Raw genomic sequence first — 16,475 nt, forward strand, 5'->3', positions numbered from 1 at the left:
CGAGACCGCAGCGAGTGCTGATATCAGCCGCTGATCAATGTGCCGCTTCGCTCTTGGTACCGTCGGCGTGCCAGTTGTAGACGACGAAGTTGAAGTCCTTCAGATCGCCCTTCTCATCGTATTCGACCTTGCCGATGGGCGTGTCGAAGCTGTTGGCCTTGAGATATTCGGCGACATCATAGGGGTCGGTGGAATCGGCGCCCTTGATGCCATCGGCGATCAGCTCCACTGCGGTGTAGGCGGGCATGACGAACGGACCGGAAGGGTCCTGCTCCTTGTCCTTGAAGGCCGCGACCAGATCCGCGTTCTTCGGGTCATTCTCGAAGGCCGGCGGCAGTGTCACGTACAGACCTTCCGAGGCCTGGCCGGCAATCTTGGAAATGTCCGGATTCCCGACCCCTTCCGGCCCCATGAAGGGCGCGTCGAAGCCCAGTTCACGCGACTGACGCAGCAAGAGGCCCAGTTCCGGGTGATAGCCGCCGTAGTAGACGAAGTCGACGTTCTCCTTCTTGAGCTTGGAGATCAGCGCCGAGAAATCCTTGTCACCCGCCGTGATGCCCTCGAACAGCACCACATCGATACCCGCTTCCTTGACGGTATCGCGCACGCCGGTGGCGATACCCTCCCCGTACTGCTGCTTGTCGTGGATCACGGCCATGTGCTTGGGCTTGATCGTCTCGGCGATATAGCGCCCCGCAACCGGCCCCTGCAGCGAGTCCAGGCCGATGGTGCGGAAGACCAGCTCATAGCCCTGCTCGGTGATGGTCGGACTGGTGGACGCCGCCGTGATCATCATCACGCCTTCCTCGGCGTAGATGTCCGAGGCCGGTTGCGTCGCGCTGGAGCACAGGTGGCCGATCACGTACTGGAGGCCGTCATTGACGATCTGGTTGGCCACCGCCACCGCCTGCTTGGGATCACAGGCGTCGTCGTATTTGACGCCCTTGAGCATCTCGCCGTCGACGCCGCCGGCGGCATTGATCCGCTCGATGGCCATCTCGGCACCGATGAACTGCATGTCACCGTACTGGGCGACCGGCCCCGTGACCGGGCCTGCCATGGCGATGGTGATATCTGCCTGAGCCTGGGTGGACATCGCCGCGGCGATACCGAGAGCGAGAAGAGACCTGCGCATCATGATGAGAATTCCTGTTCCCGATTATTGTTGTACTACGGCCGGGCAGACCTGACGGGTGCCTTGCGGCAGCATTGCGCCGCCCGAAAAGGACTGGCGACAATCGCTGTCATTCGCTGACCTTGTCCGCCGCCGCCAGCCATCAGGCAGGCGACTCGCGACGCCAGGAATGCCTTGAAAGCATTATTGGCAGCAGCGAATACGCATGTAAAGCGACCGTTTGAGCGCTCATGAATGCAGGCCAAGGCCCTACCAATAGCGAAAAAGACTGCGCTTTCCATTCTGGCCAGACAATCGTTGGCATTGACGATGAAAGCCAGTCATTGGCGTATGTGAAGACGCAGTTGACAGGAATTCCCTCTTCACTTGCACCATCAGGTCGCATTGCTGCACCCACCCCGGCTACGCCCAAGGTTGTAGGAAAAGCAATCCTGCCGCCCTCCCGAGGCAACCGGTTGCCCCTGAGCCATGCACTGAGCTGCAATATGATGATCTGCGACGCAATAGACAAGATAACGGGATAACCTGTTGATGGCACCTCCCCGTCAGATACCCGCCAGCCCTGAACGCCACGCGCCCGACGATGGGTGACATCGTCGGGCGCGCAGGGTCATGCCTTTAGCAACGCGAATGCTGGGGGATGGAGAGTAGCGTCAGCCCAGCGCGAGCAGGCGGTTGCGCACGTCATTGATCTGATCGCGCAGTCGACCGGCTTCCTCGAATTCGAGATTCTTGGCCGCCGCGAACATGGCATCTTCCAGTCGGCTGATTTCCTTCTCGAGTGCCTGAGGGCCTTGAGCCGCCAGAGCCGCATAGTCCGGCGTCTCTTCCGCCACCTGTCGCTCGTTGCCCTTGCGACGACTGCTCTTGCGTCCCGGTGCCTGGGCACCTTCCATGATATCCGCCACCGATTTGGTGATGGTACGCGGCGTGATGCCGTGCTCTTCATTGAAGGCCATCTGCTTCTCACGGCGGCGCTCCGTCTCGGCTATCGCACGCTGCATGGAATCGGTGATGCGATCGCCATACAGAATGGCCTTGCCGTTGGCGTTGCGTGCCGCACGGCCGATGGTCTGGATCAGGGAGCGCTCGGAGCGCAAAAAGCCCTCCTTGTCGGAATCCAGAATCGCCACCAGCGAGACTTCCGGGATATCAAGGCCCTCACGCAGCAGGTTGATGCCGACCAGCACATCAAACTTGCCAAGACGCAGATCCCGGATGATCTCGACGCGCTCGACGGTGTCGATATCCGAGTGCAGATAGCGCACCCGAACATCGTGCTCTCCCAGGTACTCGGTCAGGTCTTCCGCCATGCGCTTGGTCAGCGTGGTGATCAGAACGCGCTCACCGACCTCGGTGCGCGCCTTGATCTCGGAAAGCACGTCATCGACCTGGGTCGAGGCAGAGCGCACCTCGATGACCGGATCAAGCAGCCCCGTGGGACGGACGACCTGCTCCACCACCTGCCCGGCATGCTCTTCTTCATAGGTACCGGGCGTCGCCGAGACGAAGACGGTCTGCGGCAGGATGCTCTCCCACTCCTCGAATTTCATCGGGCGATTGTCCAGCGCCGACGGCAGACGGAAGCCGTATTCGACCAGCGTCTCCTTGCGTGAACGGTCTCCGCGATACATCCCGCCGACCTGAGGCACGCTGACGTGGGACTCGTCGATGAAGACCAGCGCGTCCTTGGGCAGGTAATCGAAGAAGGTCGGCGGCGCATTGCCGGGATCACGCCCGGACAGATAGCGCGAGTAGTTCTCGATGCCGTTGCAGTAGCCCAGTTCCATCATCATCTCGATGTCGTAGAGGGTACGCTGCTCCAGACGCTGCGCCTCGACCAGCTTGTCGTGCTTGCGCAGGTAATCGAGGCGCTCGACCAGCTCTTCCTTGATGTGATCGACCGCGGCGACGATGGTCTCGCGCGGCGTCACGTAGTGGCTCTTGGGGTAGATGGTCATGCGCGGCACCGACTCGGCCACTTCGCCAGTCAGCGGATCGAACAGGCGGATGGAGTCGATCTCGTCATCGAACAGCTCGACACGCACGGCCTGCTCCTCGGAGTCCGCCGGGAAGATGTCGATCACGTCGCCGCGCACGCGATAGGTACCGCGCCGGAAATCCATGTCGTTGCGGGTGTACTGCAGCTCCGCCAGGCGCCTGAGGAAACCGCGTTGGTCGATCTGCTCACCACGATTGAAGTGCAGACGCATCTTCAGGTACTGATCCGGGTCACCCAGGCCGTAGATCGCCGAGACGGAGACCACGATGATCGCATCGCGCCGCTCCAGCAGCGCCTTGGTCGCTGACAGGCGCATCTGCTCGATGTGGTCGTTGATCGAGGCGTCCTTCTCGATGAAGGTATCCGAGGACGCGACATAGGCTTCGGGCTGGTAATAATCGTAATAGGAGACGAAGTACTCGACGGCGTTGTCAGGGAAGAACGACTTGAACTCGCCATAGAGCTGGGCTGCCAACGTCTTGTTGGGCGCCATCACGATCGCGGGGCGCTGCAGACGCTCCACGATGTTGGCGACGGTGAACGTCTTGCCCGAGCCGGTCACACCGAGAAGCGTCTGATGCGCAAGACCCGCTTTCAGGCCAGTGATCAGCTTCTCGATGGCAGCCGGTTGATCACCGGCTGGCTTGAACTTGGAATTGATGCGAAATGGTTTGCTCATGCGCTCTCAATGGTGGCGGTCATGCCGCTCTTCAACTGACGGTGGCGGCCAGACTTGCGAAAGGACACCGCGCCCTACTCGGGTGATATCTCGCGACTCGTCACACTGACCCGGGTGCTGGTCATCAGTCGATGGATGGGGCAACGCTCGGAAATCTCGAGCAGGCGCTGACGCGTCGCCTCATCGAGTTCCGCACCATCCTCGGCCTGGAAGTGCATGCTGACGCTCAGACGATACTCCGCGTTCTCACCTGCGCGACGCTCATCACTGTCATCACGGTCCACCGTGGTCACGATGGACGCGAGTGGCAGCCCCTTGCGCCGCGCATACATCAACACGGTGATCGACTTGCAGGCACCCAGCGAGAGATCAAAGTAGTCGTGCGGGTCCGGCGCACTGTCCTCGCCACCCACCACGGTGGGCACATCCACCAGCAGTTCCTCGAAGCTCGCGACCTGAACCCGATGGACGAAGCTGCCAGCCTTGCGGGTAATCACCTCGATGCTCATGCACTACCTCCTTGTCGTGGACTCTCGCGAGACGCATCCAAGCCTGCTGGCGAGCAGAGCGCTCACTTCACCTTGTAACCCGCCTTCTCGACGGTCTTGACCACGGCGTCATACCGCACCTGCCCTTCGACCTCGGCAAAGCCACGCCCGACCTCGGCCTCCTTGACCCCGTCCATCATCATCAAGGCAGTGGTGACCTTGTTGACATCCTTGACGCTCTCGACACCGATCAATGTAAGGGAAAAGCTGGCCATCTCGTGATTCCTGTCTCGCTGGATAAAAAGGATCGCAGGCGCGATCAAACCGCCAAGAATACCACGTTTGACGAGGGCTCCCCCATGCATGCCAGCGAGTCGCCTCAGGCTCTCATGCCAGTGGATCGCCCCGAAAGATGCCGTGTTGCCCTGCCGGGGGCTGACAGCTGACCACTGCCGCGTGACAATGTCTGCATCGAATGTACCGCTGGCAATTCTCAGGCATTGAACCGCCTGCGGCGGACCCCTCCTTTGCGACAGGATAGCGCGACATGACTGACTTCAAGACCCTGATGCAAGCCCACGGCTTTCACGCGACACAGGAGGGCAAGCTTGCCCCCGAGTCGCCGCTTGCCCCCGAGACCGATGGCGCCGGGAGTCTCACGCCCCTCTCCTGCTTCGAGGTACTCGCGGTCAATGGCGCGGATGGTGAGCGCTTTCTCCAGGGCCAGACCTCGCAGCAGCTTGCGCTGGTGGATGGCTCACTCGCTCCGCTGACCGCCTTCTGCACTCCCAAGGGGCGGATTCTGGCGATGGCCCAGCTGATGCGTCTCAGCGAGGATTGCCTATGGCTGCTGATGCCGACGGGTACGGCGGAGCCCCTGCGCGCGCACCTTGCCAAGTTCGCGCCCTTCTACAAGGTGAGTCTCGAGGTCCGGGAGGATAGCGTGGTCGTGGGGCTCACGGGAGAGCCCGCCCTGACCCGGGCGGCCGAGCAACTGGCCGATGCTGCCTCCTCACAGCACACCGCGCTTGGCCCGCATGATTTTGCCATGCTGGCAACCTCGGATGCCGTGCTTGCCCGCCAGCCGGGGGCAGAGACGGTACGAGGCGTACTGGTCGGCTCTGATGCGCAGGTGACCCGACTCAGCCGTACACTGCTCGATGGCGGCATCAATACCGGTGACGAGAATCACTGGGCGCGCGAGGACATTCGTGCCGGCCTGCAGTGGGTGGACTCGGAGCAGACGGATGCCTGGCTGCCGCAGATGCTCAATCTGGAAGCGCTGGCGGCCATCAGCTTCAAGAAGGGGTGCTATACCGGTCAGGAAGTCGTGGCCCGCGCCCACTTCCGTGGTCAGGTCAAGAAGCGCCTGCAGCGCCTGACGGCGGAGCCGGTCACTCCTCTGCCGCAGCCGGGCGGCAAGGTGGTCTCGCCAGAAGGCAAGGCCATGGGTGAGATCCTGCGGGTCGCCAACAATGCCGATGGCAGCCTGGAAGTGCTGGCGGTGGTGAGCCTGCGCGATGAGGAAGTCCCCCTGACCCTCGAGACTGGGGAGCCCTTGCACCGCGCCCCGCTGCCCTACCCGCTGGAGCGGCGTGACCCGGAACAGCTCAAGGCATGAACTTGAAGGCATGAACTTGAAGACATGAGCTTGAAGACATGAGCACCAGGCAGCGCTGCCAGCCGTGACACGGATGCCACGGCTGGCCTGGTTAGCCACCTGCGGCGTCATGACAGACAGGCCCCGGCGAAGCGATTCGCCGGGGCCTGTCTGTATCAATGCCTGGCTGTATCAGAGGCTGACCTTGGCAGCATCCGGCTGAGTCAAGGCCTGGGCATCTCGAAGCGCGAGAGCCGGGACCCTAGCCCATTTCGCCAGTGACGCTGGCCGGCAACCAGTGCTTGCCGGCCTTGAGATGCTGGATCAGCTGCTCGGACGGCAGAGGACGCGAGTAGAGGTAGCCCTGATGAAGATGACAGCCGCGTGCCAGAAGCGCCGTGCGTTGCTCAGGGGTCTCGATACCCTCCGCCACCACGGCCAGATGGAAGGCCTCCCCCAGTCCCAGCATCGCATCAATCATCGCCCGCCCCTTGTCGGTATCCATCGCGACCACGAATTGCCGATCGATCTTCACCTTGTCGAACGGCAGTTGCTGCAATTGCGACAGGGACGAGTACCCGGTCCCGAAGTCATCCAGTGCCAGGGCGACACCCTGTGAGCGAATGCGCTGGAAGAGGATGGCCAGACTCTGGATATCTTCCGGCAGCTGACTCTCCACCAGCTCGATGGTCAGTTGGCGACACAGCTCAGGCCGCTGGAACAGCCTCTTGAGATCCGCCAGAAATCGCTCGTCCATCATGTGTCTGACCGTGACATTGACGCTGAGATGCAGCGCATGACCGGCGTCATGCACACGGATCAGGGTGGCAATGCTCTCCTTGATGACCCAGCGCCCCAGGGCCACATCGAGGTTGGCGGATTCGATGATCGGCATGAAGTCGCCGGAGCCCAGCAGACCATGCTCCGGATGCTGCCAACGCACCAGCGCCTCGGAAAGCACGAGGGATCCATCCCGTCCATCGACGATCGGCTGCAGATGAAGCCGCAGCTGGTCCTGCTGCAATCCCTCGACGAATTCCGCTTCGAGCTGCTTGAGACGCCTGACTTCTCGTTCGGCCTCTTCATCGAAGAAGTGCCACTCGCGATTGAGCTGAAGCGTGTCGTGCAATGCGCGCTCACAGCGGTAGACCAGCGCATCCATCTGCTCACCATCCTCGGGAAAGCGACTGATGCCGAGGCTGGGCAGCAGATAGATATCCTCGCCGTTGAGCGACACCTTGTGACGTACCGCCACCAGCAGCATATCCAGCCAGCCGCAGATGCCGCCCCGCGCGGCCTCGAGCAGCCGTCGTGGCACCATGATCAAGAGACGATCCGTCTCCAGACGTGCGACATGGCCTGATGTGCCCAGCAAGGGGTCCAGTCGACGTTGCAGCAACTCCAGCTGGCGATTGCCCGCCTCCGGCCCCGCATGCTCATAGAGCTCCTGCAGCCCGCCGATACGCAATGCCATCAGCACGAAACCATCAAGCCCCGAGACACGACCCAACTGATCGATACGCAGCTTGATCAAGCGCAGCATGCCTTCACGACTCAATAGCCCGGTGTCGGTATCCGTCTCGCGCTCCTGCAGCACCTGCTGCTGGAGCAGCAAGCGCTCCTGCTCCAGTCCACGAATGATCAAGGCATTCAGGGTTCTGTCCAGCACCGGCATCATCAGGCTTTCCTCCAGCGCCTGACCACGACTGGCGACCAGCAGCAGCTCGCTGCGACCGGGATGCGGCGAAACGGAATAGCCCAGCAACTGGGTCGCCCCGAGACGCTGACACAGCAGCTGGGCACTCTCCTCGGTGGACGCGTCCACATTCGTGGCACGATTGGCCACGATCCGCCCGGCCGGCAATCGCCACAGAGGGTCACGCCGCAACGAGACACTGCTCAACCATTCCCGCTCATCACGACTCTCGACGATCAGATAGCCTGCGTTGGGGTTGCCCACCTCGCGTCGATAGATGATGACTTCTGCTCCCGTCATCTCTCGTACCCGACGCAGATAGCCGGACAAGGTAGCCAAGGCGTGCTGGGGATTGTGCGCTTCATGCGGCAATGCCAGAAACCGCTCGTTCAGGGCAAGATGCTGCTCAAGCTGAGCTTCACGCTGCAGGCCCTGCGCGGCCCAATCTCGACGACGGCGCTGATCGCGCCACAGCATGCCGCCTGTCGCGATACTCGCCAACACGATGACCAGACTCAAGGCGCCCAAGGGCGCTCCCAATTGCCTGAGCATCGCGGTGACGTCATCTGCATCCTGCCAGCAGGCCATGGCAGCATGCTCATCGAAGCGCTTCATGGCCGGCAGGTCGCTACAGACGAGAGCGGCTTCCCCGCTCATCTGGCGTGACTGACTGACGACTTCCAGCCTTTCCACTCCCAGGGAAGCGGATGATTCGCTGAGCAACTCCGGGCGCATGGGCACCCCGAACACCAGCATGCCCTGCTCTTCCCGTGAAGGAAGCGCGTCTTCATCCGCATAGAGCCCGTGCACGCCCACCAGCCAGGCCCGCCCGTTCAGCACCATCCAGGCGATGACGGATCGCGTCGGGGTCTGGCGAGCCTTCTCGATCAAGGGGGCCATGGCGCGGCGCCACGCAAGCGGCTGAGCCCCCTGCCAATCATCGGACTCAAGCCCCGGACGTCGCTCCTGCCAGACAGCGGCCTTGCCATTTCCTCTGATGGCCCCGACGAGATGGATCCCCGTATTGATCGAGAACTCGGGCCCGTACATGTAGTCCAGCCACTCAGGGTTCGGGGCAGGCAAACGCAGGAACTCCTCGGTGGCCTCTTGCCAATCACCATGCTCGCGCAACTGACCTTCCAGGGCTCGCTGGCTGGCCTGGGCCCACATGGTGACGCGCTGACGCGCCGCATCCTGCTCTCCTGCTCGCAGTTGCTGTATTTGACTGATACCCAGCCAGGCGGTGGCAAGAACAGAGGCAATCAGCAGAAGCGGTATCAGCCACAGACGATGGCGGGGCTCCCGGGGCGGGCCTTGCCTCAAGGAGGCGCGCACGGACTTGTCAGAATCCGGTCGCGGATGAGCAGACGTTCTACGAGGCATTGAGTTACCGATGATGACGCGATCTCCTGAATCCCGTGGCACAGTGCTGCCGAGGTGCTGAGTTCAGTCTAGATCAGGCGCTCAGTTGAAGAATACGCTGCACGGTGCGGCTGGTCGTCTCGCTGATGGCCTCCAGAGTGGACTCACGCAGCGATGCCACACTCCTTGCCACCTCCGCCACCCTGGCCGGTTCATTGCGTTGCCCCTGAAAGCCCTGCAACGGCATGTCGGGGCTGTCGGTCTCCAGCACGAAGCCATCCTTTGGCAGCGACGCCACGACTCCCCGCAGTTTGCGGGCACGCGGGTAGGTCACGCTGCCGCCCAGCCCCAGCACGAAACCGAGCTCGAGAAAGCGCTCAGCCTGAACCTGACTGCCCGCAAAGGCATGAATGATGCCCCCCCGGGTGAGGCGCGCGTTCTTGAGCCGCTTGGCCACTTCGTCATTGGCACGCACGCAATGCACGATGACAGGCAGGGAGAATTCGCGTGCCATGCTCAGCTGGGCCTCGAACAGCTGCCATTGGGCGTCATGATCGGCCAGTCGCGCATCGAAGCCGCATTCGCCCAACGCGACGATCTCGCCAGCATGCTGACCGAGGGCCTGATGAAGCGCCGCCAGCGCGCTCTCGCCATGCTCGGACAGAAAATAGGGATGCAGCCCCAGGGCACCGAAGATACGCGGGGATGACTGCACGAGTTCCAGCACGTCCGCGAAGCTGGCCACCGTGGTGGATGGCACCACGAACCTCGACACACTCTCATTCACGGCACGCGAGATGACCGCGTCACGATCCTGATCGAAGACGGGAAAATCCAGATGGCAATGGCTGTCGATCAACATGCAATATCCCGGTGATGGTCGTACTGCCATCGTGCTATATCAGCCAGTGACAGACAAACGAAGGGACCGGCCTGGTGGCCGGTCCCTTCGTTTGTCGATGTCGCTCTGTCAGCCATCGTGACTGGCAAAGCTGGCCTAGGCCGCCTCCACCGGCGCTACCGGCGCCAGCTCGGAGGTGCAATGGCCACAACGGGTCGCCGCCAGCGGCACCTTGGAAAGACAGTACGGGCAGTCCTTGTCGGTGATCTCTTCCGGCGCTTCTTCGGCTTCCTTCTTGAGCTTGTTGATCTGACGGATCAACACGAAGACGGCCAGCGCCACCAGCGCGAAACTGATGATGGCATTGATGAACAGTCCATAGTTCAGTGTCACGGCCCCCGCATCCCTCGCAGCCTCCAGACTGACATAGGGAGCCGCCTGAGCCCCTTCCTTGAGCACGAAGAAGAAGTTGGAGAAATCGACGCCCCCGATCAAGAGTCCGATCAAGGGATTGAGCATGTCACCCACCAGGCTCTTCACGATCAGCGTGAACGCCCCCCCGATGATGATGCCCACCGCCATGTCGACGACATTGCCCTTGACCGCGAAATCGCGGAATTCCTTCATGAAACCGGCCATAGCCCCACCTCCTGATGATTGTTGTTGTCCTGTCGCGACCGACATGTCCCTTAGGGGCATGCGTCTGTCAGGCCAAGGCATGCGCCCTGTGACTGCCTGAGTCGCTGGCCATCCCCATGTCTTTCGCAAGGGAGTATGCGGCCAAAGTCATCGATCTTGAGTTGGTGTGGCTAACGCTTGAGGACACGTTCAGCCCGAAAGCACGAACGCCGCCCCAAGGGGCGGCGTTCGCATCAATCCTGAATCGATCAGGGGGCCTCGGAGATGGCCTCGTCAGGCCGAAGGGCACTCGGGTGCGAGCCACTCGGATGCGAGCCACTCGGGCATCCCCCCCCCCTGAACCGTATCAGTGCTCGCGGGTGGCGCGGAAGGTGATGTCCGGCCAACGTTCCTGCGTCAACTGCAGATTGACGCGAGTCGGCGCGATGTAGGTCAGGAAGCCGCCGCCATCGTAGGCGAGATTGGCGCTGGCCTTGCGCTTGAAGTCCTCAAGCATCTTGGTGTCATCGCAATAGATCCAGCGCGCCGTCTGCACGTTCACCGCTTCATACATGCACTCGACCTTGTACTCTTCCTTCAGACGGTGAGCGACCACATCGAACTGCAGGGTGCCCACGGCGCCCACGATCAGGTCATTGTTGTCGAACGGCTGGAAGACCTGGGTCGCGCCCTCTTCGGAGAGCTGCTGCAGGCCTTTCTGCAGCGCCTTCATCTTCAGCGGGTCCTTCAGGCGTACCCGCTTGAACAGTTCCGGCGCGAAGTGAGGGATGCCGGTGAAGCGCATGTCTTCCCCCATGGTGAAGGTATCGCCGATCTGGATGGTGCCGTGGTTGTGCAGACCGATGATGTCACCCGGCCAGGCCTCTTCCACGTGGGAGCGGTCCGCCGCCATGAAGGTCAGGGCGTCAGGAATCTTGACGTCCTTGTTGATGCGCACGTGACGCATCTTCATGTTCTTCTCGTACTTGCCGGAACAGACGCGCAGGAAGGCCACGCGGTCACGGTGCTTCGGGTCCATGTTGGCCTGGATCTTGAACACGAAGCCGGTGAAGCGTTCGTCATGGGCCGTGACTTCACGGGTATCGGTATCACGCGACTGGGGCGGCGGCGCGTATTCGACGAAGCCATCCAGCATCTCGCGTACGCCGAAGTTGCCCATGGCGGTCCCGAAGTAGACCGGTGTCAGATCACCGCGACGATAGGCCTCGAGATCGAATTCGTGAGAGGCGCCGCGCACCAGCTCGACTTCCATGCTCAGTTCTTCGATGAGATCTTCGCCCAGCACTTCAATGGCTTCGGGGCTGTCGAGGCCCTTGATGCGCACGTCATCGGGGATGCGGTTGCCCTGGCCCTGCTTGTAGAGATGGATCTCGTCATTGAGCAGGTGATAGACCCCCTTGAAACCCTTGCCGACGCCGATCGGCCAGGTCATCGGGGCACACTGGATGTTGAGGACCGTCTCGACTTCATCCATCACCTCGATGGGATCACGCGTCTCGCGGTCCATCTTGTTGACGAAGGTCAGGATCGGCGTGGTGCGCAGGCGGCAGACTTCCATCAGCTTGATGGTACGGTCCTCGACACCCTTGGCACCGTCAATGACCATCAGTGCCGAGTCGACGGCCGTCAGCGTCCGGTAGGTATCTTCCGAGAAGTCCTCGTGCCCGGGGGTATCCAGCAGATTGACCATGCGGTCCTTGTAGGGGAACTGCATCACGGAGGTGGTCACGGAGATGCCACGCTCCTGCTCCATCTTCATCCAGTCGGAGGTCGCGTGGCGATCGGCCCGCTTGCTCTTGACCGAGCCGGCCATCTGGATGGCATTCCCGAACAGCAGCAGCTTCTCGGTGATGGTGGTCTTGCCCGCATCCGGGTGAGAGATGATGGCGAATGTACGGCGAACATCCGCCGCCTTGGCAATCTGGGAATCTGACATGGGCTGAAAGGCATCCGGCTCGACGTGAGGCACGCCGCGCGCACTGTTAGGTGAATAGCAGAACGAAACGAATGGCGCGCATTGTAGCGGCTGGCGAGGCTCGGCAACAGAGGCGGGCGCGATCAGCGGCCTTCAGTCATCCTTGCGTGCGCGAAAATGCCAGGGTCCCTCGCCCACCGGCGCCTGGTCATTGAGGATCTCGTTGCGGATGGCATCCTCGATCTCGTCGCTGTCCAGGGGATAGAGACCGCATTGCTTCAGCGCGCAGCGAACCCGGATGTCACGCCCGAGATATTCGAGCAGCACGCGAGTACTGGCCGGCGTGCGATCACCGCTTGCCGATACCCCGATTCGCAGCCCCTTGAGGCGTGACACACGGCTGGTAAAGGTCGGGTAGAGAATGGTCTGGGTGATCTCATTGCCGGTCATCGACTCGTAGTCGGTCATGAAGATGCGATCGCTCAGATAGAACGCCATCCCCTGATACTTGCAATGTGACACGCCGACACCGGACGACTCGCGCTCGACCAGGCGCTCAAGACGCTGGTAATAGACACCATCCTCGCGCTGGATGATGGACACCAGCCCCCGCAGTATCCGCCCCGGCGACGACATCGACAGATAGTACTCATAGTAATGGCCTACATAGCGGCCCAACTCGGAGGCGCCCGAGCGTCTCAGCTGCGCCAGCGGCTCGCTCTCCACACGTGTGGCCTCACTCTCGCGCGGCTTGGGGCGCACCTGCACCAGACGCTGGAACTGACGATTGGGCAGCAGGATCTCGTGCTCCTCCACCCCGAAGAACTCACAGATCCGCCGCAGTGTATGTGCAGCGGGCCGGTATTGGCCGCTCAGGTATCGATTGAACTGTGGCCGACTGATCTCGAGCCGCCGACTCACCTCGGCGATGGATCGGTAGTAGCTGCACAGCAGCCGCAGATTGAGGGCCAGGTCTTCGTTCATGGGTCTGTCTCGCGCGGGATAGAGCCTCAGTCTACGCCGCCCACCCGCCATGACCCAGAGTGCGACAGGCGCAGCCTGCACCAGATAGTGCGTCTGAGTGCGCCACCTTGAGACAGGTCGTCAAATTCCGCGGCTGACCAGCGAATGATGCAATGCAGAAGTCCCTCACACGCAGATAGTAATAACCATAAAAGAGGCTATCGCATGACTCCTGCATCCAAACTCACGTTCCACGGCGGGCCCTGGGTCTCGTTCCTGCCCATCCTGTGCTTCATCACCACAGCCATTTATGTAGCCACCAGCCTGGAGGAGCCGACCATCCAGGGCATGTGGGTCGGCATTCTCGCCGGCCTGCTGGTCACCTTCCTGTTTGCCCGTGACAAGTCTGTCTACAGCGACACCATCATGAAGGGCATGGCCAGCAAGGTGGCCATCGCCCCGGTGGCGGCGTGGATCTTTGCCGGCATCTTCGCCACGGTGCTGCGCTCCTCAGGACTGGTGGATGGCATTCTGTGGGCGGCCTATCACACCGGCGCCACCGGCACGGCCTTCCTCGTCGTGACCTTCCTCGCCTGCGCCCTGTTCGCTACTGCGGCAGGCACCGGCTTCGGCACCATCGCCGCGGGCATGGGCGTGCTCTATCCCGCGGGCGTCATGCTGGGAGCCGACCCGCTGTTGCTGGCAGGGGCCATCGTGGGCGGCGGTGCCTTCGGCGACAACCTGGCACCCATCTCCGACACCACCATCTCCTCGGCGGCGAGTCAGGGCGCTGATATCGGTGGCGTGGTTCGTTCCCGACTGCCCTTCACGCTGGTGGCCGGCAGCATCACGCTGGTGGTGATGGTGCTGATCAGTCTGACGCAGCAAACAACGCCGCTGATCATCGCGCATGAACAGCTGGCCGAACACATGGACCCCAAGGGCCTGGTGATGTTGCTGCCCGCCCTGGCCGCCATCTACGTGGCCATGAAGAAAGGCGATGTGATCTTCGCCACCAGCGTGGGAATTCTGTCCGGCATGCTGGTGGCGATACTTACCGGCCTCAACACCCTGAGCGGTTTCGTGTCGGTCGAGAATGGTGCGCTGATCAATGGCGTGGCCGGCTGGATGGCAGACCTGTCGATTCTGGTGATCCTGCTGTCGGCGGGCATTCGTCTGATGCTCGATGGCGGTGGCAGTGAGAGGCTGATCAATGCGCTCAAAGGTGTCGTGCGCACACCGCGTGGCGCGGAAGCCTCCTCCGCCGGGCTCTCGCTGCTGATGTCTTCGCTGATGAGCATCAATGCCCCGGCGATCCTCGCGGTCGGCCTGTCCTACGCCAAACCGGTCGGTGAACGCTTCGGCCTGAGTCCTTACCGTCGCGCCAACATCATCGACAGCATGTCCTGCACCCTGGTCTATTCGCTGCCCTGGTCCGCCGCGCTGCTGTTCGCCTCCGGGCTGTCCGTGAAAGCCGCCGAAACCTTCCCCGGCGTGCCGGCCCTGATGCCGCTCGACCTGACGCCCTGGGTGCTCTACGCCTGGGTCCTGCTGGCCGTGATGAGTGTCTCCATCGCCACCGGCTGGGGTCGTCGTTTCAGCCCGGCAGACCAGGCGAGCGCTCAGGACGAGGCTGCAACCGAGGTGCCCGCTGGGCGGTCCTCACTGTCAGCGTCAGCCTCAAACTCAGTCTCAAGTTAAATCTCAAGCTCAGCCAGCTGATCTGCCCCTGACTGAGCTGCTCTTGACTGAGCTGCCCTCGACTGAACCTTCACTGCCTGCCCCGCAACAAGACGACGGACACCGCCATGCAAGATACTGAGCTGCGCCAACGCAACGTGATCGGCATCCTCACCGGCTCCGGCCCGGATGCCGGACTGGATCTCTGGAACAAGCTGCTGATCGCCAACAAGGCCCGCATCGGGCCTGACTATCGGGGAGATCTGGATGCCCCACACGTCCACCTGATCTCCCAGCCGGCGCTCGGGCTGTCCATGGAACTAGAGACTCATGACCAACAGGTGTGGGAGGCGCTGGCCGACAGCGCCCTCAAGCTCGCCGAGCATGTCGACTACTACGCCATCGCCTGCAATACGCTGAACTACTATCAGCCCCAGCTGGAGGCTCTGGCGCTGAATGTCCGGCTGGTGTCGTTCAGTGATGTCGTCATCGACAGGGTGCGGCGCGACGGCTTGAGCAAGGTGGCGCTGCTGGGCGCGAAGTCCGTGACGGACATGGGGGACTGGTCACCCTATCGGGCACTGACAGAGGTGGTGGAAGTCGAGGTACCCGCCGACCCACACCTGCTGCACCAGATCATCTATGACGTGAAGGCGCATGGCGGCGATGACCCGAGCGTGGTCCAGCGCTTTCATGCTCTGCTGGAGAGCCTGTCGGCAGACACCGTGCTGCTGGCCTGTACCGAGCTGCCACTGATTCCCGTCAACACCGTCAGCTCGTCAGACAACGACGCAGCCCCCGCCAGGACACTGATCGATGTCACGGAACTGGTCGCGGAGGAACTCGCTCGCAAGTCCTGCGGCGTCTGATCCTCCTTGCCCCCGCCTGAACCCGCCTGATCTCCAACCCGTGACCCAGCCCAGGCGATAGATGAACTGTCTGTCAGGGCCTTACTCCTCGACCTCGGACAGTGTCTCGACGATATGGCACTGTGCCATCACCCCGCCGGCACAGCAGTGCGTCAGGCGCTGCAACTCTTCTTCCATGATGGCGAGGTCACGCTGGCGCTTGCGCACCTCGGCCAGCTGCGCCTCGATGCGCGCGTCTATCTGATCGCAAGGCAAGGACTGCTGGTCCGCCAGGCCCAGCAAGGCGCGGATGTCATCCAGCGAAAACCCCAGCCGCCGACAACGGCGGATGAAGGTCAAACGCCTGAGCTGTGCATTGCCATACTCACGATAGCCATTGGGCGCACGCCGCTGCGGGGCTAACAGCCCCTGCTTCTCGTAGTAGCGGATCGTCACCGCCTGGACATCAGACGCCTTGGCCAGTTGGCCGATGCCCATCGTCACCTCGCCGTGCGATGACGTGGGCGATTCCCCTTTCCGTGTGAAATCTCTTGCGGTCATCGATGACTTCTCCTCTCGCCATGTGTTGCATGTCGATGCATCAATCGTTTCATCAGCCGACTTGAC

13 protein-coding genes are annotated in these 16,475 nt (G+C 62.0%); 3 read left to right on the forward strand and 10 right to left on the reverse strand.

All coding sequences use genetic code 11. From position 1 onward, the window contains the following. Positions 1-34: 34 nt before the first annotated feature. From OW493_RS06720 to OW493_RS06735, 4 genes are all read right to left on the reverse strand, one after another. Positions 35-1,138, reverse strand: coding sequence for a branched-chain amino acid ABC transporter substrate-binding protein (locus OW493_RS06720; protein ID WP_289863670.1), 1,104 nt, complete (start codon positions 1,136-1,138; stop codon positions 35-37). A 650-nt stretch (positions 1,139-1,788) separates the two neighbouring features. Beyond that, entirely contained in the window at positions 1,789-3,816 is a 2,028-nt protein-coding gene (gene uvrB / locus OW493_RS06725; protein ID WP_289863671.1) for an excinuclease ABC subunit UvrB, read from the reverse strand. A gap of 74 nt (positions 3,817-3,890) precedes the next feature. Continuing rightward, positions 3,891-4,325 (reverse strand): OsmC family protein, encoded by a 435-nt coding sequence (locus OW493_RS06730; RefSeq protein WP_077375898.1) that lies wholly within the window; start codon positions 4,323-4,325, stop codon positions 3,891-3,893. A 62-nt stretch (positions 4,326-4,387) separates the two neighbouring features. Continuing rightward, on the reverse strand, positions 4,388-4,579 hold the full coding sequence (locus OW493_RS06735; protein WP_077375895.1) for a hypothetical protein: 192 nt from the start codon (positions 4,577-4,579) through the stop codon (positions 4,388-4,390). Positions 4,580-4,851: 272 nt separating this feature from the next. Here OW493_RS06735 and OW493_RS06740 point away from each other — a divergent pair, with 272 nt between their 5' ends. Continuing rightward, positions 4,852-5,925 (forward strand): folate-binding protein, encoded by a 1,074-nt coding sequence (locus tag OW493_RS06740; RefSeq protein ID WP_289863672.1) that lies wholly within the window; start codon positions 4,852-4,854, stop codon positions 5,923-5,925. Positions 5,926-6,166: 241 nt separating this feature from the next. On the opposite strand, the gene OW493_RS06745 is transcribed toward OW493_RS06740, so the two are convergent. From OW493_RS06745 to OW493_RS06765, 5 genes are all read right to left on the reverse strand, one after another. Beyond that, positions 6,167-8,935: an EAL domain-containing protein gene (locus OW493_RS06745; protein ID WP_289863674.1), complete on the reverse strand. Its 2,769-nt coding sequence runs from the start codon at positions 8,933-8,935 to the stop codon at positions 6,167-6,169. A gap of 121 nt (positions 8,936-9,056) precedes the next feature. Continuing rightward, positions 9,057-9,824 carry a TatD family hydrolase gene (locus tag OW493_RS06750; RefSeq protein WP_289863675.1) on the reverse strand — a complete coding sequence of 256 codons (768 nt, stop codon included), beginning with the start codon at positions 9,822-9,824 and terminating at the stop codon, positions 9,057-9,059. A 135-nt stretch (positions 9,825-9,959) separates the two neighbouring features. Continuing rightward, complete coding sequence (mscL, locus tag OW493_RS06755; RefSeq protein ID WP_077375883.1) at positions 9,960-10,442, reverse strand: large conductance mechanosensitive channel protein MscL; 483 nt, start codon at positions 10,440-10,442, stop codon at positions 9,960-9,962. 346 nt (positions 10,443-10,788) lie between these two features. Further along, positions 10,789-12,378: a peptide chain release factor 3 gene (locus OW493_RS06760; protein ID WP_077375880.1), complete on the reverse strand. Its 1,590-nt coding sequence runs from the start codon at positions 12,376-12,378 to the stop codon at positions 10,789-10,791. A gap of 132 nt (positions 12,379-12,510) precedes the next feature. Beyond that, positions 12,511-13,341 (reverse strand): helix-turn-helix transcriptional regulator, encoded by an 831-nt coding sequence (locus OW493_RS06765; RefSeq protein ID WP_191237107.1) that lies wholly within the window; start codon positions 13,339-13,341, stop codon positions 12,511-12,513. A gap of 204 nt (positions 13,342-13,545) precedes the next feature. Here OW493_RS06765 and OW493_RS06770 point away from each other — a divergent pair, with 204 nt between their 5' ends. Further along, positions 13,546-15,021, forward strand: coding sequence for a Na+/H+ antiporter NhaC family protein (locus tag OW493_RS06770; RefSeq protein WP_289863676.1), 1,476 nt, complete (start codon positions 13,546-13,548; stop codon positions 15,019-15,021). A gap of 107 nt (positions 15,022-15,128) precedes the next feature. Then, the gene (locus tag OW493_RS06775) at positions 15,129-15,869 is read left to right on the forward strand and encodes an aspartate/glutamate racemase family protein (RefSeq protein WP_289863677.1); all 741 of its coding nucleotides are present in this window, start codon (positions 15,129-15,131) and stop codon (positions 15,867-15,869) included. An 81-nt stretch (positions 15,870-15,950) separates the two neighbouring features. Here OW493_RS06775 and OW493_RS06780 read toward each other — a convergent pair whose 3' ends face one another. Next, positions 15,951-16,346, reverse strand: a complete 396-nt coding sequence (locus OW493_RS06780) for a helix-turn-helix domain-containing protein (RefSeq protein ID WP_289863678.1) — start codon at positions 16,344-16,346, stop codon at positions 15,951-15,953. Between the last annotated feature and the right edge of the window lie 129 nt (positions 16,347-16,475).

This window comes from Cobetia sp. 14N.309.X.WAT.E.A4, assembly GCF_030397495.1.
In the GTDB taxonomy this organism is placed as follows: Bacteria; Pseudomonadota; Gammaproteobacteria; order Pseudomonadales; family Halomonadaceae; genus Cobetia; species Cobetia marina.